This window comes from Rhizobium sp. USDA 4016 (assembly GCF_056279705.1).
Window position 1 is genome coordinate 163961 of sequence record NZ_JBWCCY010000002.1, and the last position, 24027, is coordinate 187987.

Here is a 24027-nt window from a genome sequence, read left to right on the forward strand (position 1 = left end):
CTAGCGTTCATGGACCAGCCGCCGCCCCGATTCTCCTCCGTCACCGTCGCCGACGTCGCGCTTAAAGCAGGCGTCTCGAAGGCGACCGCCGCGCGTGTTCTGGGCGGATATGGCACCGTCAGCGACCGGGTGCGCGAGGCAGTGACCGCTGCCGCCCGCGCCCTCGACTACCGGCCCAACGAACTTGCCCGCAGCATGACGACGGGCCGATCCGGCACAATCGGCGTGGTGGTGGGCGACATCGAGAACCCGTTCTTCAGCCTCGCCGTGCGGGGGATCACCGACGTCGCCCGGCAGGCAGGGTTCACGGTCATCCTCATCAATTCGGGCGAGGACGTTGCCTCCGAGAAGGCCGCGGTCCGCACGCTCCTGGCCAAGCGTGTCGATGGTCTGATCGTTTCGCCCTCCAAGGAGAGCGATGTCGAACACCTGCAGGAAGCCGCCCGCTCCGGCCGGCCGCTCGCACTGCTCGACCGCGGCAGCGAGGCGCTCGACGTCGACACAGTGATTGCCGATGACAGATACGCCGCCGAAGGTGTCACACGGCGGCTGCTCTCGCTCGGCCACCGCCGCATCGCCTATCTGACTGCGTGCGACACGCCGGACCACCTCTTCCACACACCGGCCGACATCAATACCGGATCGGTGCGCCGGCGCATCGAAGGCTTTCTCGGCGTCTGCCGTCAGGGAGGGTTGAAGGAAATGGAACGCTGGGTGCATGTGGGTGCGGTCACGCCTGATGATACACGCCGCATCGTCACGACGATGTTGCAGGCGGACGAACACCCAACCGCGATCATCGCCTCGGACAGCGTGATCGGCCTTGAAGTGTTCAAGGCCAGCCGCACGATCGGCCTTGCAATTCCAGGCGACCTGTCGCTCGTCTCGTTCCATGATGCAGACTGGACGTCGGTTACTTCTCCGCCTGTGACGGTAGTGCGGCAACCCGTCTATCAGCTAGGCGAAACGGCTGCGAGGCTGCTTGTCGAGCGGCTGAATGGAGAGGACGTCAAGACCCGGCGTGTCGTTCTTCAAACGGAAGTCATCGAGCGCGCTTCCGTCGCTGAAGCGCCGGCATAGATGTGGTCCAGCCCGGCAGCCGCGGCTGAGATTGGAAGTTGGAGGAAGCATGGAAATGGCTTTTTAACCACCGATCCCAACGACCTGGTGAAGCCGATCCATGAGAAGGCCATGCCGGTCTTGCTGTTGACGAAGGAAGAGACCGACATATGGATGCATGCGCCATGGGAAGAGGCCAAGGAACTGGCCCGCCCATTACCGAATGGCGCGCTGATCATCTCGTCCCGCGAACCGTACGGATCCACGATCGTCTCGAAATCCGGAGAGCTGGTGGAACAGGGCAGTCTGCTTTGACGCCTGAATTCCGGGCTTGTATCGAAAACAAAAAAGCCTGCCGCGGGAGGAGGTGCGGCAGGCTTTTCCAAAAGATTGAACAACGGCTCAAGAGGAGGAGTGCCGCTGTTCCGTCAGGCGCCCTCTGGGAGGAGGATTGGGTCGCCTGAAACACGAAGCTTTGCGGGAGGAGGTGCATTGCTTCGTTGACTTCAAGATATCAGAGGCTGCCCCGACCGCCAGCGCTCAGATCACAGTGCAGCCATGCACTTGCTGCAATGCAATATCGATCCTGTGCTGATTTTCCGACCATTACGGTCAAGACGCGGCTTTCGCTGTTCTGCGAAAGATTCCCTATTCCGCTAGAGACCGAGGCAAGTTAAATAGCCTTTGTAGGCACCGTTCTGCTGATTCAAACAACAAAGCGCACCAAATCGACCAGCACCGTCTGGAGATGGGATTGCGACTTTGCAATCAGAGGCTCTGCGATGAACGATATCACCGGTCACGCTGTCCGTTTTGGGCGAATTGCTGCCACGCTCCCCGTCAGGGATATGGGCAAGTCCCATGACTTTTATACCAAGATTCTCGGCTTTCAGAAAATTTTCGAGAACGGCAATCCGGTCGGTTTCATGATCCTGAAACGCGATCAGGCTGAATTACACCTGACGTTGCAGCGGGCCCACAAAGCTGCGGATTTCAATGTTGCCCACCTGATGGTAGATGACATTGATGCTCTGCACGCTATTTGCCAGCGACATGGGGCAAGGATTATCAAAAGCCTTCAGGATAAAGACTACGGCCTACGAGCATTTGTATTCGAGGACCCGGACGGGAATCGTATCGATGTAGGCCAGGTGATCTAAGGCCGATCCCCGAAGCCGGGTGGAATGACGTCCGCCCGGCTTTCGCAGAAATCCTGATTTTTGCTACAGCGGCGGCAAGCGTCGTTTGACGGACACTCCCTTGATAACGGCGGTGCTGGTGACGGCGTGTTCCGAGAGCGCTTCAAGGACGTCGTCCATCTGCTCGATCGTATGGACTACGAGGCGAGCAAGGAAAGAATCGTCGCCAGTGATCTTGTCGCATTCAACAAATTCCGGGCGCTCCTGAATGAGCCGTTCGACGAGGTGGAGTTTGCCGGGGAGCGGAGCCGATCTGGGGAGACGTGGCCACGGGGCAAGACATGCAAGATCGCGACGAGGATGAGGTCGTGTTCCTTGTGGGAGTTCGCCAGACGACCAGCGGCCAAGAACTGCGCCCGGCGGAACGGCGACAGCCGCCGCCGTGTTGCGAGGGTGATCTCCACCAGATGGATGGGCATTGTGGCTGCCTATATAGATCGCCGCATGAAACCTCTCATTGAGGATATGATAATGGCTCGTATCGTTTTCCTTGAGGATGCGCGCGAGACCCTCGTGGATGAGCAGGGTAGAAATCTGAATCAGTCGTTCACCAAAAGGGGTCTTCTGTGGAGAACCTCGGAGGCAAATCCGGCGAGTTCACGAATAAAGAAGTCGAGGATGGTGGACGGCTTTTCCCCAAGGCGGGTGGCGATGATGAAAGGTGACTTGATCCGCGTCTCCTCTGCAAGCACCGATCGGAAAATGTCTTTCTGCACCCAGTCCGCTGCGTAATGGTCCGGCAGGTATCCGAGGTAGCGACCCGACATAACGAACATCGCCTGCGCTTCCATGTTCGAGGCAGACGCCCGCACCCGCGCTTTCGGAAAATGTTGCAACTCCCGCATATTGGCATAGGGCCTGACAACAAAATCGAATCCCTCTACCCGCTCCACCAAAATCTCATCATCCGGCGATGAGAAAAGCGGATGGCCCTTTGCGCAATATAGAGAGTGGGTTTCGTCTCGCAGGCGCGACAGCTTCAGCCCCTGGTAAGGTTCGGTTTCCGGCAGGATGGCGATATCGAGGCCGCCATTTGCGATTTCGGACAAGAGTGCACCCGGAGAATCGATGACCAATTCCAGTCGGGCCTCCGGCGCCCTATCGCTTATCCGGGCGATGATACGGTGGATGGGAAGGTCGGTGTCTGTGATCGTATTGTCCACAAGCCCAAGCCTCAGCGTTCCCGTGATCCGGTTCTTCAGACTGCCGAGATCGCTTTCGAAGGCATTGAGCGCCAGAAACAGCGACTTCGACTGCTCATGCACGATCGCGCCCCGATCGGTCAGCTCGAAGCCTCCGCGGCCGCGACGACAAAGCTTGAAGCCCAGCCTGTCTTCCAGCGCCTTGATATGAAAGCTCACGGCCGATTGGCTAAGGCCAAGCGTGATCTGTGCACCGAGGAAGCTCTTATGCTCCACCACGGCACGAAACACCGTCAATGAGCGAAGGTCGGACTGAGCCAGCAGCATCGGCAATCCCTTACATCATACTTTCTGATGTGAACTTCATATTTTTCCTATTTTTCTGCGCTGTTGTCCATGGTTTCCTGTATCCAGTATCGCTGATAACGGGGAACGAAATATGAAGCGTCTATCGACAATAAACGCTCTTCTCATTGGCGCAGCGCTCGTGGCCGCGTTGACGACCTTCACTGCGCAGGCCGCAGACGTTCTGGGGAAAATAAAGTCAGACAACGTATTTACTGTCGCCACCGAAGCGCGCTTTGCTCCGTTCGAGTTCGTCGAAGACGGCAAGATCGTCGGTTACTCGGCCGACATCATGGCAGAAGTCATGAAGGCATTGCCGAATGTAACGTTAAAGCGGCTCGACCTGCCCTGGCAGGGCATTCTGCCGGGTCTCGCGGCAGGCCGCTTCGACTATGTCGTCACGTCCGTCACCGTCACCCCGGAGCGCATGAAGGCCTATCACCTCTCCGCACCGATCGCAGATGCGACCATGGCCATTCTCAAGCGCAAGGACGATACGGCGATCACCAAGCCAGAAGACATCGCTGGCAAGGCGGTCGGTTCGCAGGCAGGCTCGGCCCAGCTTGCAGCACTTGAGACCTTTGCCGGAAAGCTCAAGGACGGCGGCAAGCCGTCTGTGACGGTCTCCACCTATACCGACTTCTCGGAGGCCTATGCGGATCTCGGTGCCGGCCGTATCCAGGCTGTCGTCAACTCGCTTCCGAACCTCCTGGAAGCAGCGCGCCAGCGTCCCGATGCGTTTGAAGTGGTTCTACCGACCTTTGGCCCGAAGACCTATTTCGCATGGGCCGGCCGCAATGATCCGGACAGCGCTACACTCGATGCGCTGATCGATGGGGAACTGGTCAAGCTGAACAAGTCCGGCAAGCTCGCCGAGCTTCAGAAGAAGTGGTTCGGCGCTCCTATGGAACTTCCGGAAGCTCTCCCCGCCGCCGAATAAGATGCGCAGGGACAGGCAGTCATGGAAAAGACAGTCGCACACATTTGGCCGGCACTTCTCGATGGCCTGACCACAACAATGACGATCAGTCTGGCGGCGCTTCTTCTCGGCGCGCCGCTGGCCCTCCTGCTGGCGACAGCCGGACGTGGCGGACGAGGGATCCGGGCGCTGGCCGGGATCTATCTCTCCTTCTGGCGCGGGACGCCGATCCTCGTCCAGCTGTTGATCATCTTCTATATTCTCCCGTTTCTCGGGCTTGAACTGGACCCGATCGTGGCGGCGATTGTGGCCTTGGCGCTGAATACCGCAGCCTTCCAGTCCGAAATCTACCGGGCGGGCCTCCAGGCCATTCCGAAAGGCGAGATCGAGGCAGCGAGAATGCTTGGCCTTTCTACCCGCACGATCTTCCTGCATATCGAGGCGCCTCAGGCTTTCCGAACCATGCTGCCGGCACTCGTTGGCGAAATGCAGGCTCTGGTGAAGAACTCCTCACTCGTCTCGGTGATTGCCGTCACCGATCTCACACGCCGCGCCCAGCAGGTGGCCGCCTCCACCTTTCGCCCTCTGGATGCCTATGCCTCCGCTCTCATTCTCTATGTCGCGGTCGGGATGCTTCTCGCAGGAGTGGGCCTGTTGATCGAACGACGTCTCTCGCATCGGAGCGAAGGCCAATGACCGGCTTCATGGACGACGCTCCGCTCTATCTCGCCGGACTTGTAACCACCATCACCGTGTCGGTCAGCGGCATAGCCATCGCCATCCTTCTCGGAATCGTACTTGCCGCGGCACTACGCAGCTGCGTAAGGCCGACCTCGCTTGTGGTCAGAGCCTATGTGGAATTTGCCAGAGGTGCACCACTCGCACTCGTGCTGTTCCTTCTCTACTACGGCGGCCCGCAATTTGGGCTTCTCCTCAGCCCCTATGTGGCGGGTATCGTTGGCCTCGGTGTCTATGGCGCCGGCCCCTTCGCCGAGATTTTCCGCGCAGGGCTCAACGCCGTCCCGAAGGGAGAGCGCGAGGCAGCCGATATGCTGGGCCTGACACGGGGACAATGCTTGCTTCACGTCGAACTGCCGCAGGCGCTGCGCCTCACCCTGCCGCCCTGTATGGGACAGGCGATCGCGCTCCTAAAGGAATCCGCCGTTCTTTCCGTGATCACGCTTGGCGAACTGACGAAAGTAGCCGGTACGATCAGCTCGATCACCTTCGCCGTCGTCACTCCCTACCTCACCATCGCCCTCCTCTACTGGGCACTCGTTGAAATTCTGTCGAGGCTCGGGCGCGTTCTTGAGCGTCGCTTCGCCGTGAAAGGCTCCTGACATGACGCAACCGGCGGCGATCTCCGTTCGCGGACTTGAAAAACGTTTTGGCGACAAGACCGTGTTGCGCGGCATCGATCTCGATATTCACAGCGGCGATGTGACCTGCATCATCGGGCCTTCCGGTTCCGGCAAGAGCACATTGTTGCGCTCGCTTGCCTTCCTTGACGCCTATGACGCAGGCGAGGTCCGCATCTTCAGCAAGATGCTGGGATGGCGGGATACGCCGCTTGGCCGCGAGCGGGCCGGCATCAGGGAGCTGACCGAAGCCCGCAGCCCGATCGGGATGGTCTTCCAGCATTTCCATCTCTGGCCACATATGAGCGTGCTGGACAATGTCACCCTGGCGCTTCGGCTGGTGCATGGCTCTTCGCGGGCTCGAGCCGGGGAAACCGGTCGCGAAATGCTCGGCAAGGTCGGCCTTGCGGCGTTCGCGGACCGTTGGCCGGAAAGCCTTTCCGGCGGACAGAAGCAGCGCGTGGCGATCGCCAGAGCCTTGGCAATCAAACCCAAGGTCATGCTCTTCGACGAACCCACCTCGGCGCTCGACCCGGAACTCGTCGGCGAAGTTCTCTCGGTCATGAAGGCGCTGGGGGCGGAGGGGATGACCATGGTCATCGTTACCCACGAAATGGGCTTTGCCGCCCATGCGGCCAATCGGGTTGTCTTCATGGATGGCGGCCAGATCGTCGAAGAGGGCGCCCCACAAGCGCTTTTCAACACCCCGAAAAGCGAACGACTCTCCCAGTTTCTGCAAACCTGGCGCGAACGCGCGCTCTAGTGCCTGAAAAGGAATCACCATGACTGCCCACGGCTATGACAACGGACGACTCAACCTGCCTTTCGTCGGCATTTCGACCTTCGCCAAGAGCCCCTATCTGGAAAATTGGGATCAGATTGCCGCAGATGTGGCGATACTCGGGGCTCCCTTCGATTTCGGTACGCAGTGGCGTTCCGGCGCGCGCTTCGGGCCGCGAGGCATTCGCGAGGCGTCGACACTTTTCGCCTTCGGCCATGCCGGCGCCTATGATCACGAGGACGATGTCGCCTACCTGGAAGGCCTACGCATCGTCGATCTCGGCGACGCCGATATCGTCCATACCGACACGATAAAGAGCCATGCCAATATCGAATATGGCGTGCGAAAGATCCTGGCCGCCGGCGCGCTTCCGGTCGTGCTCGGCGGCGACCATTCGATCAACATTCCCTGCATCAACGCCTTCAGCGAGCAGGAGCCGATCCATGTCGTGCAGTTTGATGCGCATCTCGATTTCGTCGACGAGCGCCACGGCGTTCGCTTCGGCCATGGCAGCCCGCTGCGCCGCGCCTCGGAAAAACCCTGGGTCACCGGCATGACCCAGCTCGGCATCCGCAATGTCTCCTCCACCGCCAAGGAAGGTTATGATTATGCCCGGGCGCAGGGCTCAGATATCCTCTCGGTCCGCCAGATCCGCAAGCTTGGTGTCGATGCCGTTCTGGAGCGTATTCCGGCTGGGAAACGCTATTACCTGACGATCGATATCGACGGCTTCGATCCGTCGATCGCGCCGGGCACTGGGACCCCGAGCCATGGCGGCTTCATCTACTATGAGGTCCTGGAACTGATCGCCGGGCTTGCCAAACGTGGCACGATCATCGGCGTCGATCTCGTCGAAGTGGCGCCGGATTACGACCATACAGGCTCGACGGCCATCTTGGCGGCCCAGCTGCTGCTCAACACGATTGGCAGAATCTTCATAAACGCGAAGCAGTAGAGTTCTTAGACAAACCCGACACGAGCGTTGTTCGGGAAGCCTTATGCGAATTGATATGTTAGTTACAGAGGCGGGTGAAAGGGCGTCGAATAGGAAAGCTAATCGCTCTGCACTCATCAACTTTGGAAGCAACAAACGCTATCCATGATGCATCGAAGGGACGCAGAATTGATGGAACGTGCGGTTGGTTACATTGTTTGCAATAAGACACCAGACGATAGGACGACATCTCGCCACCGAGTGGTGTGGGGGTTATCAATTTTTTACTGTATCGCGTTGGCTGTTCTAACTTTGGCCACCTTTGCAAAATCGCTCTAGCGCGCGCTGGTCACTGTTAGGCTTTCCCTTTAAAGAAACGGTATCCTGCGTCTTGGTAGTTAGGGACCCTTGCCTTCCGATCGATAACTTTGCCTTGAAAGCATCGCTGGCAATGCTGACGAAGCGCACTCTGGCCGAGCAAGAGAAACGTGCGAGAGACCGGGCCGCGACACAAGAGGATGCGCGCTCCAGCCTCAAGTACCTCAAGCGAGCCAAGCAGCGGGAGATCAAGTTCTATGTCAACGTTGCGCTGGATCAGGCGACGAAAGCACGCCTGAAACGGGCGGCCGATGAGAACGATCTCAAGATGGCCGCTGTCATGAAGGCCGCGATCGACTTCTATCTCAAGGAAAACGGCTATTGAAGGCAGCAGCTCCGCTTGCGAACAGCGCGGCGAATGGAGTTCAAATCATGCGACAGTTCCTGATCGGCGGCGAAATACAAACAGAAGATGCCGAGAGTTTCCAGGAGTGCGTGACCCGGTCCTATCGCGACAAACTTCGGCCGCTGTGCCTTTGCAGAGAACCGGGCGTCGCAATGTATATCGCCAACATCGGCAATCAGCTTGTGATCAAGAGAATGCCGCTTTCTGGCGGCGATCATGACCCGGCCTGCCCCTCCTATGAGCCGCCCTATGAACTGACCGGGCTGGGCGCTCTGATCGGCAGCGCGATCAAGCCGGATGCCGCAGCTGGAACCGCCGCCCTCAAGCTCGATTTCTCGCTTTCCAAACGCGGACCGTCGACGGGTACAGGCGCGGGCGGCACGCAAGCCGACAGTGTGACGAACGACAGCAGGAGATTGTCGCTACGAGCGCTGCTCCACCTTCTCTGGCATGAAAGCGGCCTGACGGAGTGGACGGTGCATTGGGCTGGCAAGCGGCATTGGTGGCAGGTCTATCATCATCTTTGCGAGGCCGCCGGCACCCTGTCGGTGCGAGGAGAAATCCTGGCGGAGCGCTTGTTTGTGCCGGAGCCGTTTCGAGCCGACGGCAAGATTGCGATCGAGCAACGACGCGCGCAGGCGATGAGCAGGCTGTTTCGCTCGGATGCCGGAGGCAAAAAGATGATGCTGCTGGCTGGGGAGATAAAAGAGTTCACCTCGGCCAGAAGCGGCCAACAACTCGTCATCAAGCACATGCCGGGTTTCCGCTTACATCTCGAGGAGGCAGCGTGGCGGCGCCTGCAGCGGCGCTTCGAGGTCGAACTTGCATTATGGAGACACAACGAGAATTCCCATCTGGTTGCGATCGCAACGATCGAGGGTGCCGCGGCGGGCTTCGTATCGATCAATGAGATCGCGCTGATGACCGTGACCGAGCATTGGCTGCCGATCGAGGATGCCCATGAGGAACGGCTCCTCGAAAAGCTCGCGCGGCTCCGCGGCAAAACGGTAAAGGGATTGCGCTTCATCTCGCCCGCAGCCAGCCGTTCGCGAATGCGGTTCTCCCGGAACTGCGCCCTCAGCCGATGGCGCTCTATATCGTTCCGCCGAACGCCGATGCCGAGTTCGAGGCGGCTCTCGCCGAGATGATCGAGGCGCGGCCCGACTTGGGGGCATGGGTTTGGCGAGTCTCTGACGGCGAAATGCCATCACTGCCCGGGGAACCAAGCTAAATCGATCACCAAAGCCGCCTTACTCATCACTGTCGTGAATCAATCGGCGCCGACCAACTCCCCTGCCCCTGGTTGTCGACATGAAGCCCGAAAGAGCGGGCCTCGAAGACGCCTCATCGGGGTTAACCCAATCAGTTTCTCGAAGGCTATTTCGATCTCGACAAAAGGGGACCTTGATTGCCAGCCTGGAGCTTCGAACCCGACGCGCCGATCGATCCGGCGAGCCGGCGGCCGGCATGGCGAAAGCCTCCGTCAGAACGGAGGCTCAGCGCTGATGCGGCCTTCCTGTTCGGCTACCATGACCTCGCGTTCGGCGAGCGCCAGTTCCAGTTCGGCGTGGATCTGGCGGCGTTCGGCTGCATCGGCGTTCCGCAGTTCGGCCTTGAGTTCTTCGATGGTGCGGTCGAGTTCGTTCGTCATTGTCGTCTCCTTGACGTTTGTGAAAGACGACGGCCCCGGTCATCGCGGGATGGAGGGGTCAAGGAGCGCGGAACGCGACCGGCGGCGCCGGCGAGCGGGGGAGCCGAATTTCTGGTTCGGGCCGCAGGACCGGGCCCGAAATTTGGGGGAACCGCTCGTCCTTGAGGCCTTCATTCCGCCATGGCACACTTGGACGGACTGAGCAGACATTTCAGTTCCCTGTGGTACCCGAAAAGCCGGAAGCGGGGCTCGATGCCTGCTTTCGGCTTCACCATGCGGGGAAGGTCCCGCCTTTCGGCAGGGCCTTCGGTGCCCGGATCAGGCTGCTTCACGGTTCGGACGAGACCAGACGAGGACATAGTCGCCGTCGGCTTCGGCCGGCCACAGTGCCGCACTGATCGGAGCGTTGAAGCTCGGGTCGTCGAGCTTGAGCGAGATATAGGGCTCGCCGCTGCCCGAGACCGCCTTCCAGCCGGCTCCGACTTCGGCGCCGTTGGATACGGCTCGGAAGTCCGGGGCGTCGCGCGAGACGCGCTCGATTGAGTGCAGGCGGACCTTCATGTTAACCGTCAGAGTGCGGACGTTGCCCTGGATGACGTTCCCGTTGGTGGTGAATTCGCCGATGACTGCCATGATCAAGTTCCTTTCCGTTGCTCGAGCTGCGCCCATCGCGGCCTCGATGGCGGTGGAAGGACCGGGGGCGATCGCCAACGCACCCTCCGGGGCCCCGTTGCGCCTGCGCATCGGGGTGGACAAGGGCTGGAACGTAGTGGAAGGCGGGCGGGCTCGGCTTTTTTGTTTCGCGATGCAAAGCCGAAGGCGGCGGAAAAAAGCCGAGACGCCCGTTGCGGTCAGCTGATCGAGACGCAGTCGTCCGTCGGTCACACCAGCCTCATCGAGGTCTGCGTCGGTGCGCGCATGTACAAGAGGAGGGGACCGGACCGGCGCATCGTCGTTCAACAGCCTGCGCAGGCAACGTAGGGCGGCGTTTTCGGCACACCAAGGAGCGTGTCCGTCATTTCGGTCGAGGCCTTTGCCGATGCTGCCGCTTGTCGTGTTCCTCCAGCGGCCATGTCGTAGCCGGTATGAAAGAGCCTCGGGGCGGAAGTTCGAGATCCTCTCGTCACATTCGGCAACCTCAACCTCCTCCGATCCTGCCTTTACGGCCCGGTCGCAATCTGCGGAAACCACCTCATCTGATCATGGCGACGGACAAAGCCGATACGGCTCCGGCCCGCCGCAAGGCGAGGATATCCCCGCGTCATCATCGAGTGCGGTCGATCCGTCCGCGATGGGCAGCGAGGACCGGGCGTAGCGCCTGGCGGATGTGCATGCCATAGGTTGCGTGCAATTACGTTCTGGCGGAACTCGTGCCTCTGCAGGTCTTCGGCGTCGACGATCATCGGAGCGCCGCGCGCAAACTGCGCACGGCAAGCATCGGCGGTCGGACGGAGTGGGAAAGGCGACTTACACCGCCTCCCCTTCGTCTATCTGATCTGGTTGCAAGTGGTGCAGGTAGCTGACAGCGCGCTGCGCATGACCGGCCGCGACAAAAATTGCACGCTTGTCGCTGGCGAGAACCTTGACCCAGGAGTCAAGATAGCTCGCATGATCGGGCCGCGGCTCGAGTTCGGGAACGATGCCGAGATCAGCGCAAAGGAAGCAACTGCCGAGCTCGGCGATCAGTTCCTCGCGGGCGCGTTCGCTTTGATCCTTGGCATAGCGGCTGAGATCGCGATCCAGTCGATGCGGTGCCGCCGTCCAGTGGGTCAGTTCGTGACTGAGGATCGCAACATAGGACGCAGCGTCGCGGAAGGCTTCGAAGGCTGGCATCTGGATGTAATCACGGGCTGGGGCATAGTATGCCGCCGATCCGCCGTGCCGGATCAGTGCGCCGGTGTTTGCAAAGAAGCGATCGGCATGTCCGATACGGACAATTGGATCCTGAACCGATGTGACCTGATGGAAGCCCGCATCCAGTCCGGCAATCTGATCGACATTGAAGACCGTGTACGGCTTCAGAAACGGGATATTGCGCTCAACGTCTTCGCCCATGTCGTTGGTTTCGGTAAGGATGAAGGAACTGGCGAAGACGATCAACGTGCCGGTCTCGCCCTTGCGGACCGCAGCTCCCAGTTCGCGGGCCTGGCGAAACGTCATCCAGGTCGGCGAGGTGAAGCCGCGGGCGATCGCCTCTGACCACAGAAGCAGGACGTTGATGCCCGAATAGGGTTGGCCGTTGTGGCGCAAGGGCCGGGTGATCCGGTCGTTCGCATGTGCTGACCTCCAGGGCTTAATCCAGGGCCGCACCCCCTGTTCGAGCTCGGCGATGATCTTGTCGGTGATGCGGCTGTAGATGTCGGATCGTTGGTGAGTTTGTTGCCTGCTCATGTCGAAACCTCCGTTTTGAGGCCGCGACCATCGCGACCTGCTACGGCGGTCCGAATGTCGGGCTTCAAGCGCAGCCCAGCACCCGATAGGGCCGGAACGGACGTGGAGGACGGGAAAGCCGTTGCGGGGCGGCGCGGGCCCGACAGGACCTAAAGCCGGGGCAGGAAGCGATGGTCGCAGCACCGCAGGATTGTTCGACGGCTGGGCCAAACACCCTGCCAAATCCGATGGCTCGAAGAACGACCTCGCAAGATCGTGCTGGTAAGAACGTCGCGGTGACCTCGTCAGCGCCCCGGTCGTGCCCATGACCGTGCGGATGTCGATGATGTCGTCGTGCGATGCGGTGGATCTTTCCAGGCAACCCACGCCCGATCTTGAAGTCGATTCCCCGCACCGACTTCAGCTCAAAGGCGCGGTTGGGCAGATCAAGCTGTCCATTTTGGTGCAAAACCGTCGCAAAGCTGCCGCGCCGGCCGCGGCGATCAATGGATATTTTTATTGCACGACAGCCAGCAACCGGGTTCAGTACGCAGGGCCCTAGGAAGGCCGCAGACGTTTGACATGCCTCCGTCCTTCGGTGATGCGAGGACGCCGATGATAGGACGCTGGGGAATTGTCCAGGTTAGCGATCCTGCATGCCTTGGCGATCGGTGCGGAGACGTGCCCCCGTTAAATCAGGCCATTTGGAACTGGAATTTTTCACCGACTGCGCGCGGCAAGCTGTCCGCGGAAAGCACCGAGGTGCCTCCTCACCTTTTAGGCGGAAGTCGACGTGTCATGCGGGCCGGACCGCGCTTGGGAGGGCCTGCCTCTCTCCGCCCGAAAGGCTCGAACCGAGGTTGCGGCGGCACGCCGGACAGTCGGTACAATCACGCAAACCGGGTCAGACTTCTCACGCGCGCTTTTGCGGCTTCTTCCTCGCGGTTGCGTGGGTGTTGCGAAGTTTCGAGCGAATCGAGCAGTTCGCGGGCACATGCCGCGATCGAACCGACCGCGCGGTCGAACGCCGCCTCATTGCGTTTCGACGGTTTGGTGGTTCCGCTCAGCTTTCGCACGAACTGCAGGGCAGCGTCATGGATTTCCTCGTCCGTCGCCGGGGGATCGAAATTGAACAGCGATCTTATGTTTCGGCACATGACTTGCTCCCCGTCTTCTTCATCTTCATCTTCATCTCCTTCCCACTTCAAGGGCGGGGTGACCGCTTAAGGGGCGCCAGGGCTATTGCGAAGTGCTCATGTACGTTTAGATAAAGCGCCGCCAGCGGAAATCTAGAATTAGACCTGCTGTCAACCTCTCTTCACAATCGATCCGTAGTGAAAGGAAGCGCAAGGTAGGAGCTCATGGACAAACCTTGGACCGTCAGCCACGGACCGATCATAGCAACAGAGTTCGATGTTCAAAAGGCAGAGGCGATCAACGTATTGCTGATGCGTCCGGTCGGCATTCTCCCCAACAAGCCAGGCGATCCGATTCGTCCCTTCGCGCTCGGCCTCTTCAACGATATCCGCGCGCTGGCAAAGCCTGATGTCAAAGCGACGGCATTGCGCCGAGCCGTTGGCTCCTTTGTCCACTCAAAACGGTACTATTTCGCGAGCGCCCAACCTGGCTCGATGCGCCATGATATCGATGGCAAGCCCGTGGAACCACTTTCGACCGAAGACCGACTTGTTGCGCAGCGACGCTTTCTCAGCCTGAAACGAGGCAACGACGAGAATAGCGACTCTCACGTCGAGCCACCCACCGCTGCTCCCCCGAGCAAAACTGAGCAGATCCGCGCCGCCCTTCTCAGACGGGATCGGCAGACCTAACGAGCGCCATCCATCTCGGCCTGGTGAGCAGATCTCCCACGATCTGTGCGTGAGGAATCTTTTGATGAAGAGCTAGTGCGCACAGAGCGAGCCGACAAGAATTCCCTTCCCGGCCCCGCGTCAGGCGCTTAACACGGTCGAAAATCGCGTCTGCGTTTTGAGGTTGCCGTCCAAACGCGCGGTAACAGAGCTGCTTCGACATCCGAAACTTCTGCAAGCGGAAAAGGCCGGGCGAACCCGGCCTTCGTACTGTCGGATCAATCGGCGTCAGGCCTGCAGGTTGTCCGCCGACATCTTGCCGGACTTGCGATCCTTGACCAGCTCATAGGTAATCTTCTGGCCGTCGTTGAGGCCACGCAGGCCGGCCCGCTCCACCGCGGAAATGTGAACGAAGACATCGCCGCTGCCGTCATCGGGCTGGATGAAGCCAAACCCTTTTGTTGCATTGAACCACTTCACGGTACCCGTCGCCATAGCGTCTTCCTTTGATCATTTAATCCTGCCGCACCCTGGTGCGGCAAATCGGAACTTGCGGCGACATAAATAGACGCTTCTGAATGCAAGGCAAAGGCAAAAATCCGGTTTGCGGCATCACACTGCCCATTCAGATCGTTAAAGTCTTACGGCTTCACCGGGCTGTCTGCCGCCGCGCTGCTTTCCTCGACGACAATGCTCAGGCAATTCCCGACTGCGATCCGCGCGGCGCTGCTCTGCAAAGTTTTCGCCATACCAATCGAGCGAGCCATTCGCATGAGCAAGCAATTCAGAAGCATTGTGACGTCCTCGACGCAATTCGAATTGCGCAATCCCAATGCCGCCCGCCAAGCAATGGAGACCTTAATTGGCGTCGAGAGGGCGGAAATTCCCGACGCGCTAGAACATATCCGCAGCAATCCCCCAGCACCTCCGCCGACCACGTCCGTGATGTCGAAGATCCAACTGTCGGCCTCGATGAGAAACGAACCGTCAATCCCTCAGCATGTTGAGAAACAAAATCGCGATCTGAGCAGCGACGCCTGAAGTTGGTTGCCCTCTGATACGCTGCTCGCAGGGTCGATCATGGATGGGTATCGCGAATGGACTGCGGATTTTCAGAGGTACGAGTGTCTCGAAGTGGGCAAACTGTCGAAAATTTCGATGTAAATGTCGGTCAGAACGGCGGCGAACGAAATCGCTGAGGGATGGGCGGATCGTCCCTGCGCCGCATTGGTCGATTTCGATGATCCATCGTCGAGGTACTTGCGCAGGCTTACGCCAACGCAATGAAACTGATGTGTAACCCGTTTGCGACTATCGGCGAAACAAGGCTGCCGGGTGCTTTTCACCGCGGCATCGCTCCATTATGACAGATTTGTGACAATCAAATGGGATGTCGATGATCAGCTGGTTTCGTAGACTCATGCCGCGTGAAGATCGTTTCTTTGATCTCTTCGCTCAACATTCGCGCACCGTTGTCGGAGCTGCCGAAGCCTTGAACCAGTTGTTAGCTGGCAGCGAGATCGAGCGCCATTGCGAGACGATCGTTCGTCTTGAGAATGAAGCTGATGAAATAACGCGAGAGGTGCTGCTTGCCATCAGGAGAAGCTTCATCACCCCCTTCGATCGCGGCGACATCAAGGATCTCATCCAATCGATGGATGACGCGATCGACATGATGCAACAGACGGTCAAGACCATCCGTCTGTTTCAGCAGACTTCGTTCGATCCGGGCATGCAGGAGATGGGTGCGGCAATCGTCCAGGCGGCGCATCTGATAGCGGAAGCTATTCCGCTACTGGATCGAATAGGATCCAATGCGCCTCGGCTTATCGCCATCGCCGAGGAGGTCACTCGGGTTGAAGGTCATTCGGATGATCTGCATGACCGGGGTCTCAAGGATCTCTTCAGCCGCTACGGCGCTTCGAATCCAATGGCTTATATCATTGGCAGCGAGATCTATGGTGAGCTGGAGAAGGTCGTCGATCGCTTCGAGGACGTCGCCAACGAGATCAGCGGTATCGTGATCGAGAACGTCTGATGGAGGTTACACTTGCCTTCCCCCTGCTTGTGGGCCTCATCGGGATCGCGCTGTTCTTTGATTTTCTGAACGGCCTGCACGATGCCGCCAATTCGATCGCAACCATCGTTTCGACCCGCGTGCTGCGACCGCACTATGCTGTCTTTTGGGCAGCTTTCTTCAATTTCATAGCATTCCTTTTTTTCGGGCTGCATGTCGCAGAGACCCTTGGAACCGGCATCATCAATCCGGACATTGTCACGCCGCAGGTGATCTTTGCGGCGCTGATGGGCGCGATCATCTGGAACATTGTCACATGGATGCTCGGCATTCCCTCCAGCTCCTCTCACGCCCTGGTCGGCGGGCTGGTTGGCGCGGGACTTGCCAAGACAGGCTTAAGCTCGATCGTCTGGAGCGGTCTGCTCAAGACTGCGGGGGCCATCGTCATGTCGCCTATGATTGGCTTTTTCCTCGCGCTTGTTCTGGTCCTGGTCGTCTCGTGGATTTTTGTACGTCAGACGCCCTTTGCCGTCGATCGTACTTTTCGCGTCATGCAATTTGTCTCGGCCTCGCTCTATTCGCTTGGCCACGGAGGCAATGATGCGCAGAAGACGATGGGCATCATTGCAGTCCTGCTTTATTCGCAGGGTTATCTCGGCCAAAGTTTTCATGTGCCGTTTTGGGTGGTGCTCTCCTGCCAGGCGGCAATGGCGCTCGGAACGCTTTTCGGCGGCTGGCGCATCGTCCATACGATGGGCTCCAAGATTACTCGCCTCAATCCGATGCAGGGATTTTGCGCCGAAACGGGTGGCGCGCTGACGCTTTTCGGCGCCACATGGCTCGGTATTCCCGTCTCGACCACGCATACGATCACCGGCGCGATCATCGGTGTCGGTGCGGCAAGACGGGTTTCGGCGGTGCGCTGGGGGCTGGCCGGAAACATCGTCATTGCCTGGGTTATCACGCTTCCGGCCGCGGCCCTCATCTCGGCTCTCTTCTACTGGAGCTCCGCTTTGTTTGAATAGAGGCCGCAGCAGAACCGAGGGCTGTGCCGGACGAACGCCGGACGCGTGCACTCGTCCAATGCGCCACGGACATCATTAGCGCATGCGGTTCCCACTCGAAAAGCCAAGCTCAGAGAAAGCGCCCCATCCCCGAGGCAACTCCACAAACTGCTTCAGCCCAGCGCTTAGCATTAGGCGAAACGGCTTGGCAGATGACGAACGAGAACAATCCGAGACATCGCAATTCCAGTACCGGCCCGTCGTTTGTCGGCTTTCAGGTAGATTGGATTGCCTCATCCGCCGTTCAGGCAGACTCATCAATACGAGAGGGCTCTGGCGTGCCAAAAAAGCGGTAAGGTGTCGCGACAAGCAGTATGCTGAAGATCGTTTGCCATCATTCCGTTACGGCCGCAATGCGCTCCTTGCGTTCTACGAGCCGCCAATCCGCACGTTCGTCCGGGAAATTCATGATTTCGAGAAGCAGGGACGTGTCGATTGGGTTCAGCCAAACCTTGTAGATCGCCGTCGGGACCTTGATTTTCACTCTATCCCTCACCCGCAGTTCGCGGAGATGCGCCAGGGCAGCTTTGTGCGCATCCTCTTCGGTCGCCTCATATCCGAGGAGTTCGTCGCTTCCGGCAATCAGCTCGAACGCATAAACTGGATCGATTTTCATGATGTGCTCGCCTCCCGTTGACGATTTGAGTGATAAAGATGGCAGGACCAAAAAATTGGCAGATTAAAAAAGATGCAGTTTTGTTAGGTCAATATCGGCAGGAAGCACGGTAATTGCAGTGCCGTCGTCTTTTAGACTTCGAGTTCATGCAGCTTGCCTTCGACAACGTGAATGAGCAGATGGACAGCTGGTCCGCTTTCTCTGTTGGGTCCATCAAAATAATATGCTTCGGTTGGAACGCGGGTCTCGACCAGTGCAGCAGGTCCAACGACGCGAAACTGCAGCTTCCCTTACGATCAATCGGACTGACGCGGGCCGAAAGCAATTGCATCCGCAGCTCATGGCATCCGGAAAAATCCTGGGACAGAAGCTTTTCGATGATCAATACCTCTCATTTGAAGAGTGCACGCCAGCTTTCGGTACTGGTCGACATGCCACTGATTCCTATTCTTCGACGATCGCTCCAAACACCAACCTTGCCATAAAGAAATCCGAGGCAAATCCCTAAATTCTCGGGGAAACTGGCACAAAGTTGCACACGGCGCTGAGAGACTAGAACGACCGAACACCGACGACTACATCTGTGATCTTGCCGAGGATCCTCGGCCAACCTGAGCCATTGATTTACTGGACTTCTTATGGCTGATAACGACATTATCGTCTCGCCGCGACGCTTAACTCCTCACCCTTTCTCGTTGAAACAAGCGCATATCCTTCGCCATAGACTGTCTTGATCCGGACGTCATGACAGGCAGACAGAGCCTTTCGAAGGCGAGCGATATGGACATCCACGGTGCGGGCGCCAACGTCGTGCGGCTCTCGCCAGACGGCAGTCAGCAAATCGTCCCGGGAGCAGGCCCTGTTGCCGTGGCGAACGAGTGTTTCAAGGATTCGACTTTCGATGGAGGTCAATGCCAGATGCCTTCCACTGATGGTGACGCGCCGTGAATCGGACGAAACCGATATATGGGTGGGCAAAGCTGACGGCGGGACTTCACCAAAGGCAGACGGATTACCGGCCGCACGACGTGCGTGCCGGAGAAAGGCAAGCAGGCGTTCGGGGTCAAGCGGTCGCATGATGCCGTCATCAAGCCCGGCCTTGATCATCTGCAGATGCATGGTTCGCATGTCGCCGGCGATCAACGCGCCGACGGCAAGTCCAGCCTGTTTTGACAGGCTGCAAAGGGCGACGATATCGCCGTGCCAGGCAACACCATCGAAGATGACGGCAAGCAGGCCGCCTTTCTGCAGACAAGATTCGACATCGGCGTCACCGTCGGCGAGCTGGCTCGGAAAACCCTCAACAGCCAGGATGTAGTGTAGGAGAAGATAGAGCTCCGGATCCTCTGTGCAGATCAACACCCGATTTTCCATCGCACCCCTCCTTCAGCTTGGCGTAAACTCGCCGCCATTGACGTCGAATATCGCGCCATTGACGAAGCCTGCCTCGTCGGACGCGAGAAACACGATGGCGGCCGAGACCTCGTCGGCTGTCCCCAAGCGGCCGGCCGGAATTCGCGTAATTGCCTCACGATTGACATCGCTTGAAGCCGGACCCGTCATTCCGGTCAGAATTCGGCCGGGCGCAACAACATTGGCGGTGATACCGAAGCGTCCGTATTGGGTTACAAGCGAACGTGACAATCCGGCAAGGGCTGCCTTCGAGACCGCATAGGCCGGCCCGGCAATCAATGGTCGCGTCCGGCCAGCGAGCGATCCTACGAAGATGATGCGCCCGAACCGGTTGTTCTGCATATCGGGCAAAGCGTACTGGCAGCACAGCATGGCACCTGTCAGATTGATGGAAAGCACGTCATCCCATTCCCCGCGCGGAATGGTAGCGACCAGTGACGGGCCATTGTTGCCTTTCGGTGAGACCCCGGCGCAGCAGACCAGAACCGACGGCGCACCAAAGCGAGCACGGATGTCATCGAAGAAGCTCTGAATGGCTTCGGGCTTCCGAAGGTCGACCTGCGAGGCGACTGCGCGACCCGCTTCGATGCTCGCGGCAAGACTGGCGCCGGCTTGCTCGACGCTCTCGGCGCTGTGCCCGAAAACGCCGACGCGATAGCCATCCCTCAGGAACCGACTGGCAGTTGCAAGGCCGATGCCAGTGGTCCCGCCGCTGATGACGGCAACCCGTCCCGTCCCGCCGGTGCTCATGCCGCCTCGTCCATTGCGGCAAAAAGTGACAGCGGCGGATGGGCCTCGGGATCGGTCAAGACCTCGATCATCAAGGGTTTATTGCCGGTTAGCCCCGTGCGGATATGTTCGGCAAGCCCGGCGGCGACGCTGACACGGACAGCCGGGCATCCGCACGCTGCAGCGATTTGGCTGTGATCGACATCGACAAAATGGCAGGCGCTGGTGAAGCGTCCGAACTTTACGGTCTCTGCATCGCGCTGAAACCCGAGGATACCGTTGTTGAGAACGATGATCAGCACGGGGATGTTGCTTCGGACCATGGTCTCGAGCTCCGCCCAGCTGTGGGCAAAACCGCCGTCGCCGACGAGGACGACAACGGGCTTGTCCGGATCGGCAAGCTTTGCGCCCAGCGCAAGCGGCAATCCCCAACCGAGGCCCGCAAGACCGCGCGGCGTCAAAAAACGCATCCCGGCTGAAAGCGACCGGAGCTGTCCTGCAACCCACATTGAGGAGTAGCTCGCGTCTGCGACGACCGTCGTATCTGCTGTCAATTGCGATTGCAGCTCGCGCATGATCCGTTCCGGCCGGATCGGAGTTGCACCTGAATGACTGACGCCTTGCCGTTCGGCGTCAAACATGGCCCAGCAATTGGCGATGCGTTCGACCAGTTGTGCACGCGCAGCGTGACGTTTCGACAGAACGCGCGTCGCAAGGGCTGCCCGTAACGCATCAATGGTCTCGGCCGCATCACCTGCTAGCCTGACGGCTTCATAGGTGCGTCCGATTTCCGAAGGGTCGACGTCGATATGGATGACGGCCGAGGCTGGGTTAATCTGACGCCAACTGTCGGTGCCGTTCTGATTGGTTCTCGTTCCGATGAGGAGAACGATATCCGCCTCCTGGACAAGGGCAAGCGTATGGCGGCCGAGCGATCTTGGACCGACCAACGCGCCCAGGACACCAGCCGATAATGGATGATGCTCGTCGACGGCCCCCTTACCCATATTGGTCGTCAATACGGGAAGGCATGCTTCCTCCTGGAGCTTTGCCAGCGACTGAGCGGCGCGGCTCGCATGCACGCCGCCGCCGGCGATGACGACGGGCGCCCGTGCCGCGGCGATCATTGCCGCAGCCCGCGCGATATCTGCGTCTGCCGGACGGTTGCGATCAAGCGGCCATCGTCCCAAGCTCACCGACCGGCGCAGCACCGGCGCCTCGATCTCGGCGCGCAGGAGGTCGGCGGGAAGCAGCAGGGCGACGGGCCCCGGCCGCCCCGATACCGCGGCGGTGAACGCGGCGTCGACATAGTCGTCGATGCGTTCGGGAACGATCACCTTTCTCACCCATTTTGTGCAGGACTGGAAGAGCGCCAGATGGTCGAGTTCCTGGAACGCGTTGCGATCCGCCTGATCCCGTTCGACGTCCTGAACGAGGGCGACGATCGGCACGGAGGCCTTCAGGGCTTCGGCGAGCGGTGGAACGAGAAGTGTTGCCGCCGGACCGTTCTGGGCGGCGACGACCCCGACCTTTCCCGATCGCCGCGCATAGCCATCGGCCATCGTGCCGCCCATGTTTTCCTGCCGGTAGGCAACCTGCCGGATGCCGATCGCTTCGGCTGCGAGAATGACGGCGGACGGAAGGCTTTGGGCAAAGATCATTGAAACGTCGTGCCGCTTCAGGCTGAGCGCAATACGCTCTGCGACTGTCAACATGTCAGGGGAATGCGTCATCGGGAGGCCTCGAATTCTTGAGCGGCAGGGGTCGAGAGGAAGTCGGAGAAGGTCGTGACGACCGCATCGGCGTCGTAGGCCGTCATTGCGGTCGACAGGCAGGCGGCGGCGCCGTTCGGCAGCAGGATGCCGCGGTGAAGGAAATAGTCTGAAAGCGCGGTGTTGATGTCGTTTTCGGCCTGTGTCGGATAGCCGCTTCGATAGTCGCTGGGCGGCTGCTTCTTCGGATGGATGCGAAACAAGGAGGCGGCACCGCTGACGCTGAAGGGCGCGCCGGTGCGATCGATTGCGTCCTGCAACCCGGACCGGGCGTGATCTCCAAGGCGCTCCAGGCCATGGAAGGCCTCCTCGGTCATCGCCTCCATCGCAACACGGCCGGCCACCATCGACACGGGGTTTGCCGAAAATGTTCCGCCCTGCGGCAGGAGCGGCTTTCCCTTGTCGTTGGCGAAAACGCTCATGACGTTTGCCCGTCCACCGACAGCGCCTACTGGAAAGCCGCCGCCGATGATTTTGCCGCAGGCAATCAGATCCGGTTCAAGGCCATAGCGGGCCGAGGCGCCGCGATAGGATTGCCGCAGATTGAGCACTTCATCGGCGACGAGGAGAACGCCATGCTTGCGCGCGGCAGCCTGCAACGCCTGCAGGAAATCCGCCTTCGGCTCGATCAGCCCCGCGCGGCTCGGCATGGGATCAATCAGGACGCAGGCCGTTCTTGCGCCAACGTCCGCCATTCTGCGTTCGACGCCCTCGACATCATTGAAGCGAATGACGGCAACGTCGTCGGCGACCGACGGGGGCGTCCCGCGATAGGCGGGAATCGCATCGGGTCTCGACCCGTCCCCCCAATGTGTCGGTGAACTCGACTGACCGGCCTCGGCCCAGTCATAGGCGCCATGATAGGCGCCCTCGACGCGGACGATGCCGGTCCGGCCCGTAAAGGCACGCGCCGCCTTGATCGCAAACATCACGGCTTCCGTCCCGCTGTTGACGAAGCGAACGTGTTCGATAGCCGGAATGCGCTCGGCGAGGAGTTCGGCAAGGGCGATTTCATGTTCCGTCGGATTGGAAAAGCAGGTTCCGCGGTGAAGGAGGTCGGCAACGGCGTCGGCGACCGGCAGGAAACCATGGCCGTGGATCAGCGTCGTGAAATTGTTGTTGAGATCCAAGAACCGGTTGCCGTCGACGTCGAGCACATAAGCCCCTTCGCCGCGGGCAATGTAGAGCGGTACCGGTTGACGCTCGACGGTCACCCGCGTCACGCCCGAGGGAAAGATTTTCCGCCCTCTGTTAAAAAAATGATGGGACCGGGCGCGCGACAGCGGCCTGTCCCCGGAAATGTCACGTGTATGAAGCATCTTCTTCCTCCGGGACGCACCGTACGTCCGAACATTGCAATTATGTTACAACAAAAATCACAATGGCGAAGAAGTTGCAACAAAAAAGATCAACCGGACGGCGCTGCGCGATGACCAGTGCGCGACAGGGCCGCCTTCTTGAGGCGCCTGTAGCCGTCGCGAATGTCATTTTCCATGGCCGCTCGCACGAAAGACGCCTCACCCTCGGCCAGCGCCTCGATGGCGACCATATGGTTGTGGACGCCGTATCGCTGCTCGGCAAATTCCGGATAGAGATCGTGGAAGGACGATCCGACACGCAGCCATAAAGCTTCGATCGTCGAAAGAAGATGCGGCATGCCACAAAGACGGTAGATGGTAAAATGAAACTCTTTATTGACGTGTAGCGCATCCCGGTATCGCTTCTCGTCGAGGGACAGACTGATTTTCTCCTGTAATTTCAAAAGAGTTTCGACGGTTTCGTCGGTTGCGTTGGCAGCACCTTTCTCTGCCGCAAGCCCTTCGAGGGCAAGCCGCATCTGCGTCACCTCATAAAGCCCCGCAAGATCGAGATAGGGAACGATGACTGTCTTCGGACCCGACATCACCAAGGCGCCTTCGAAGACCAGTCGATTGATCGCCTCGCGCGCTGGAGTAGAACCGACGCCCAAAGTCTCTGCGACAGTGCGGATCGGCAGCTTTTTGCCGGGGCTGTAAGCGCCGCGGGTGAGCTGGTCCTTGAGCGATTCATAGACATAATCGCTAAGCCGCCCCTGGTGGCCTTCCGCACCAGACGCACTCGCAGTTGTACTGTCGTCCATATTTTCT

At 59.4% G+C, this 24027-nt stretch carries 26 protein-coding genes and 3 pseudogenes; 15 read left to right on the top strand and 14 right to left on the bottom strand.

Annotated features, from left to right (window positions below; translation table 11 throughout):
- Positions 1-9 precede the first annotated feature (9 nt).
- The 3 genes and pseudogenes from ACZ9DP_RS01640 to ACZ9DP_RS01650 all read left to right on the top strand — a co-directional run bounded on the left by ACZ9DP_RS01640 (position 10) and on the right by ACZ9DP_RS01650 (position 2219).
- A complete protein-coding gene (locus ACZ9DP_RS01640; RefSeq protein ID WP_476199908.1) occupies positions 10-1080 on the top strand; it encodes a LacI family DNA-binding transcriptional regulator in 1071 nt (356 codons plus the stop codon).
- A gap of 57 nt (positions 1081-1137) precedes the next feature.
- Positions 1138-1374 (top strand): annotated as a pseudogene (locus tag ACZ9DP_RS01645) (SOS response-associated peptidase); the annotation flags it as partial.
- Between the two features lie 467 nt (positions 1375-1841).
- On the top strand, positions 1842-2219 hold the full coding sequence (locus tag ACZ9DP_RS01650; protein ID WP_476199910.1) for a VOC family protein: 378 nt from the start codon (positions 1842-1844) through the stop codon (positions 2217-2219).
- 63 nt (positions 2220-2282) lie between these two features.
- Here ACZ9DP_RS01650 and ACZ9DP_RS01655 read toward each other — a convergent pair whose 3' ends face one another.
- The gene (locus ACZ9DP_RS01655) at positions 2283-2846 is read right to left on the bottom strand and encodes an Lrp/AsnC ligand binding domain-containing protein (protein ID WP_476202147.1); all 564 of its coding nucleotides are present in this window, start codon (positions 2844-2846) and stop codon (positions 2283-2285) included.
- Positions 2798-3727: a LysR family transcriptional regulator gene (locus ACZ9DP_RS01660; protein WP_476199912.1), complete on the bottom strand. Its 930-nt coding sequence runs from the start codon at positions 3725-3727 to the stop codon at positions 2798-2800. Before ACZ9DP_RS01660 ends, ACZ9DP_RS01655 begins: the two co-directional genes overlap by 49 nt.
- 112 nt (positions 3728-3839) lie before the next feature.
- Between ACZ9DP_RS01660 and ACZ9DP_RS01665 the strand changes: the two genes are divergently transcribed.
- The 7 genes and pseudogenes from ACZ9DP_RS01665 (at position 3840) to ACZ9DP_RS01695 (ending at position 9692) form a co-directional block, all read left to right on the top strand.
- Positions 3840-4685 carry a transporter substrate-binding domain-containing protein gene (locus ACZ9DP_RS01665; protein ID WP_476199914.1) on the top strand — a complete coding sequence of 282 codons (846 nt, stop codon included), beginning with the start codon at positions 3840-3842 and terminating at the stop codon, positions 4683-4685.
- A gap of 21 nt (positions 4686-4706) precedes the next feature.
- Positions 4707-5360 carry an amino acid ABC transporter permease gene (locus tag ACZ9DP_RS01670; RefSeq protein WP_476199915.1) on the top strand — a complete coding sequence of 218 codons (654 nt, stop codon included), beginning with the start codon at positions 4707-4709 and terminating at the stop codon, positions 5358-5360.
- On the top strand, positions 5357-6004 hold the full coding sequence (locus ACZ9DP_RS01675; protein WP_476199917.1) for an amino acid ABC transporter permease: 648 nt from the start codon (positions 5357-5359) through the stop codon (positions 6002-6004). Before ACZ9DP_RS01670 ends, ACZ9DP_RS01675 begins: the two co-directional genes overlap by 4 nt.
- A gap of 1 nt (position 6005) precedes the next feature.
- Positions 6006-6785 (top strand): amino acid ABC transporter ATP-binding protein, encoded by a 780-nt coding sequence (locus ACZ9DP_RS01680; protein WP_476199919.1) that lies wholly within the window; start codon positions 6006-6008, stop codon positions 6783-6785.
- A gap of 19 nt (positions 6786-6804) precedes the next feature.
- Positions 6805-7758 carry an agmatinase gene (gene speB, locus ACZ9DP_RS01685; protein WP_476199921.1) on the top strand — a complete coding sequence of 318 codons (954 nt, stop codon included), beginning with the start codon at positions 6805-6807 and terminating at the stop codon, positions 7756-7758.
- A 412-nt stretch (positions 7759-8170) separates the two neighbouring features.
- Complete coding sequence (locus tag ACZ9DP_RS01690) at positions 8171-8440, top strand: hypothetical protein (RefSeq protein ID WP_476199923.1); 270 nt, start codon at positions 8171-8173, stop codon at positions 8438-8440.
- Positions 8441-8550: 110 nt separating this feature from the next.
- Positions 8551-9692, top strand: a pseudogene (locus ACZ9DP_RS01695) (DUF1173 family protein).
- A 252-nt stretch (positions 9693-9944) separates the two neighbouring features.
- On the opposite strand, the gene ACZ9DP_RS01700 reads toward ACZ9DP_RS01695, so the two are convergent.
- Positions 9945-10112 carry a hypothetical protein gene (locus ACZ9DP_RS01700; RefSeq protein ID WP_167377969.1) on the bottom strand — a complete coding sequence of 56 codons (168 nt, stop codon included), beginning with the start codon at positions 10110-10112 and terminating at the stop codon, positions 9945-9947.
- Between the two features lie 318 nt (positions 10113-10430).
- On the bottom strand, positions 10431-10745 hold the full coding sequence (locus tag ACZ9DP_RS01705; RefSeq protein WP_476199925.1) for a DUF736 domain-containing protein: 315 nt from the start codon (positions 10743-10745) through the stop codon (positions 10431-10433).
- Here ACZ9DP_RS01705 and ACZ9DP_RS01710 point away from each other — a divergent pair.
- Positions 10744-10971 carry a hypothetical protein gene (locus ACZ9DP_RS01710; protein WP_476199927.1) on the top strand — a complete coding sequence of 76 codons (228 nt, stop codon included), beginning with the start codon at positions 10744-10746 and terminating at the stop codon, positions 10969-10971. The two genes, ACZ9DP_RS01705 and ACZ9DP_RS01710, sit on opposite strands and share 2 nt — an antisense overlap.
- A gap of 608 nt (positions 10972-11579) precedes the next feature.
- Here the strand turns inward: ACZ9DP_RS01710 and ACZ9DP_RS01715 are convergent.
- The 3 genes and pseudogenes from ACZ9DP_RS01715 to ACZ9DP_RS01725 all read right to left on the bottom strand — a co-directional run bounded on the left by ACZ9DP_RS01715 (position 11580) and on the right by ACZ9DP_RS01725 (position 13639).
- Complete coding sequence (locus ACZ9DP_RS01715) at positions 11580-12503, bottom strand: ArdC family protein (RefSeq protein ID WP_476199930.1); 924 nt, start codon at positions 12501-12503, stop codon at positions 11580-11582.
- Positions 12504-12787: 284 nt separating this feature from the next.
- A pseudogene (locus tag ACZ9DP_RS01720) lies at positions 12788-12955 on the bottom strand (LysR family transcriptional regulator); the annotation flags it as partial.
- A 417-nt stretch (positions 12956-13372) separates the two neighbouring features.
- A complete protein-coding gene (locus ACZ9DP_RS01725; RefSeq protein WP_476199932.1) occupies positions 13373-13639 on the bottom strand; it encodes a DUF2277 domain-containing protein in 267 nt (88 codons plus the stop codon).
- Between the two features lie 204 nt (positions 13640-13843).
- On the opposite strand from ACZ9DP_RS01725, the gene ACZ9DP_RS01730 reads away from it, so the two are divergent.
- Entirely contained in the window at positions 13844-14311 is a 468-nt protein-coding gene (locus tag ACZ9DP_RS01730; RefSeq protein ID WP_476199934.1) for a ProQ/FINO family protein, read from the top strand.
- 267 nt (positions 14312-14578) lie between these two features.
- Here the strand turns inward: ACZ9DP_RS01730 and ACZ9DP_RS01735 are convergent, their stop codons facing one another.
- Positions 14579-14785 (bottom strand): cold-shock protein, encoded by a 207-nt coding sequence (locus ACZ9DP_RS01735; RefSeq protein WP_022713126.1) that lies wholly within the window; start codon positions 14783-14785, stop codon positions 14579-14581.
- Positions 14786-15061: 276 nt separating this feature from the next.
- Here ACZ9DP_RS01735 and ACZ9DP_RS01740 point away from each other — a divergent pair, with 276 nt between their 5' ends.
- The 3 genes from ACZ9DP_RS01740 (at position 15062) to ACZ9DP_RS01750 (ending at position 17332) form a co-directional block, all read left to right on the top strand.
- Positions 15062-15331 (top strand): hypothetical protein, encoded by a 270-nt coding sequence (locus ACZ9DP_RS01740; protein WP_476199936.1) that lies wholly within the window; start codon positions 15062-15064, stop codon positions 15329-15331.
- Positions 15332-15686: 355 nt separating this feature from the next.
- Positions 15687-16328, top strand: coding sequence for a DUF47 domain-containing protein (locus ACZ9DP_RS01745; RefSeq protein ID WP_476199938.1), 642 nt, complete (start codon positions 15687-15689; stop codon positions 16326-16328).
- Positions 16328-17332 (top strand): inorganic phosphate transporter, encoded by a 1005-nt coding sequence (locus ACZ9DP_RS01750; RefSeq protein ID WP_476199939.1) that lies wholly within the window; start codon positions 16328-16330, stop codon positions 17330-17332. Before ACZ9DP_RS01745 ends, ACZ9DP_RS01750 begins: the two co-directional genes overlap by 1 nt.
- Before the next feature lie 373 nt (positions 17333-17705).
- Here the strand turns inward: ACZ9DP_RS01750 and ACZ9DP_RS01755 are convergent, their stop codons facing one another.
- From ACZ9DP_RS01755 to ACZ9DP_RS01780, 6 genes are all read right to left on the bottom strand, one after another.
- The gene (locus tag ACZ9DP_RS01755; RefSeq protein ID WP_476199941.1) at positions 17706-17987 is read right to left on the bottom strand and encodes a hypothetical protein; all 282 of its coding nucleotides are present in this window, start codon (positions 17985-17987) and stop codon (positions 17706-17708) included.
- A gap of 654 nt (positions 17988-18641) precedes the next feature.
- Positions 18642-19361 (bottom strand): winged helix-turn-helix transcriptional regulator, encoded by a 720-nt coding sequence (locus tag ACZ9DP_RS01760; RefSeq protein WP_476199943.1) that lies wholly within the window; start codon positions 19359-19361, stop codon positions 18642-18644.
- Between the two features lie 12 nt (positions 19362-19373).
- Positions 19374-20150, bottom strand: a complete 777-nt coding sequence (locus ACZ9DP_RS01765) for an SDR family NAD(P)-dependent oxidoreductase (protein WP_476199944.1) — start codon at positions 20148-20150, stop codon at positions 19374-19376.
- Complete coding sequence (locus ACZ9DP_RS01770) at positions 20147-21862, bottom strand: acetolactate synthase catalytic subunit (protein WP_476199946.1); 1716 nt, start codon at positions 21860-21862, stop codon at positions 20147-20149. The genes ACZ9DP_RS01765 and ACZ9DP_RS01770 overlap by 4 nt, the downstream gene beginning before the upstream one ends.
- Positions 21859-23220 (bottom strand): aspartate aminotransferase family protein, encoded by a 1362-nt coding sequence (locus ACZ9DP_RS01775; protein WP_476199947.1) that lies wholly within the window; start codon positions 23218-23220, stop codon positions 21859-21861. Before ACZ9DP_RS01775 ends, ACZ9DP_RS01770 begins: the two co-directional genes overlap by 4 nt.
- 89 nt (positions 23221-23309) lie before the next feature.
- Complete coding sequence (locus tag ACZ9DP_RS01780) at positions 23310-24020, bottom strand: GntR family transcriptional regulator (RefSeq protein WP_476199949.1); 711 nt, start codon at positions 24018-24020, stop codon at positions 23310-23312.
- Between the last annotated feature and the right edge of the window lie 7 nt (positions 24021-24027).

What these genes read in the sequence shown, in the direction of transcription:
- ACZ9DP_RS01640 (WP_476199908.1), top strand. Translation starts at nt 10, where the DNA reads ATGGACCAGCCGCCGCCCCGATTCTCCTCCGTCACCGTCGCCGACGTC.
- ACZ9DP_RS01650 (WP_476199910.1), top strand. Translation starts at nt 1,842, where the DNA reads ATGAACGATATCACCGGTCACGCTGTCCGTTTTGGGCGAATTGCTGCC.
- ACZ9DP_RS01660 (WP_476199912.1), bottom strand. Translation starts at nt 3,727, where the DNA reads ATGCTGCTGGCTCAGTCCGACCTTCGCTCATTGACGGTGTTTCGTGCC.
- ACZ9DP_RS01665 (WP_476199914.1), top strand. Translation starts at nt 3,840, where the DNA reads ATGAAGCGTCTATCGACAATAAACGCTCTTCTCATTGGCGCAGCGCTC.
- ACZ9DP_RS01670 (WP_476199915.1), top strand. Translation starts at nt 4,707, where the DNA reads ATGGAAAAGACAGTCGCACACATTTGGCCGGCACTTCTCGATGGCCTG.
- ACZ9DP_RS01675 (WP_476199917.1), top strand. Translation starts at nt 5,357, where the DNA reads ATGACCGGCTTCATGGACGACGCTCCGCTCTATCTCGCCGGACTTGTA.
- ACZ9DP_RS01680 (WP_476199919.1), top strand. Translation starts at nt 6,006, where the DNA reads ATGACGCAACCGGCGGCGATCTCCGTTCGCGGACTTGAAAAACGTTTT.
- speB (WP_476199921.1), top strand. Translation starts at nt 6,805, where the DNA reads ATGACTGCCCACGGCTATGACAACGGACGACTCAACCTGCCTTTCGTC.
- ACZ9DP_RS01700 (WP_167377969.1), bottom strand. Translation starts at nt 10,112, where the DNA reads ATGACGAACGAACTCGACCGCACCATCGAAGAACTCAAGGCCGAACTG.
- ACZ9DP_RS01710 (WP_476199927.1), top strand. Translation starts at nt 10,744, where the DNA reads ATGATCAAGTTCCTTTCCGTTGCTCGAGCTGCGCCCATCGCGGCCTCG.
- ACZ9DP_RS01705 (WP_476199925.1), bottom strand. Translation starts at nt 10,745, where the DNA reads ATGGCAGTCATCGGCGAATTCACCACCAACGGGAACGTCATCCAGGGC.
- ACZ9DP_RS01715 (WP_476199930.1), bottom strand. Translation starts at nt 12,503, where the DNA reads ATGAGCAGGCAACAAACTCACCAACGATCCGACATCTACAGCCGCATC.
- ACZ9DP_RS01725 (WP_476199932.1), bottom strand. Translation starts at nt 13,639, where the DNA reads ATGTGCCGAAACATAAGATCGCTGTTCAATTTCGATCCCCCGGCGACG.
- ACZ9DP_RS01730 (WP_476199934.1), top strand. Translation starts at nt 13,844, where the DNA reads ATGGACAAACCTTGGACCGTCAGCCACGGACCGATCATAGCAACAGAG.
- ACZ9DP_RS01735 (WP_022713126.1), bottom strand. Translation starts at nt 14,785, where the DNA reads ATGGCGACGGGTACCGTGAAGTGGTTCAATGCAACAAAAGGGTTTGGC.
- ACZ9DP_RS01740 (WP_476199936.1), top strand. Translation starts at nt 15,062, where the DNA reads ATGAGCAAGCAATTCAGAAGCATTGTGACGTCCTCGACGCAATTCGAA.
- ACZ9DP_RS01745 (WP_476199938.1), top strand. Translation starts at nt 15,687, where the DNA reads ATGATCAGCTGGTTTCGTAGACTCATGCCGCGTGAAGATCGTTTCTTT.
- ACZ9DP_RS01750 (WP_476199939.1), top strand. Translation starts at nt 16,328, where the DNA reads ATGGAGGTTACACTTGCCTTCCCCCTGCTTGTGGGCCTCATCGGGATC.
- ACZ9DP_RS01755 (WP_476199941.1), bottom strand. Translation starts at nt 17,987, where the DNA reads ATGAAAATCGATCCAGTTTATGCGTTCGAGCTGATTGCCGGAAGCGAC.
- ACZ9DP_RS01760 (WP_476199943.1), bottom strand. Translation starts at nt 19,361, where the DNA reads ATGGAAAATCGGGTGTTGATCTGCACAGAGGATCCGGAGCTCTATCTT.
- ACZ9DP_RS01765 (WP_476199944.1), bottom strand. Translation starts at nt 20,150, where the DNA reads ATGAGCACCGGCGGGACGGGACGGGTTGCCGTCATCAGCGGCGGGACC.
- ACZ9DP_RS01770 (WP_476199946.1), bottom strand. Translation starts at nt 21,862, where the DNA reads ATGACGCATTCCCCTGACATGTTGACAGTCGCAGAGCGTATTGCGCTC.
- ACZ9DP_RS01775 (WP_476199947.1), bottom strand. Translation starts at nt 23,220, where the DNA reads ATGCTTCATACACGTGACATTTCCGGGGACAGGCCGCTGTCGCGCGCC.
- ACZ9DP_RS01780 (WP_476199949.1), bottom strand. Translation starts at nt 24,020, where the DNA reads ATGGACGACAGTACAACTGCGAGTGCGTCTGGTGCGGAAGGCCACCAG.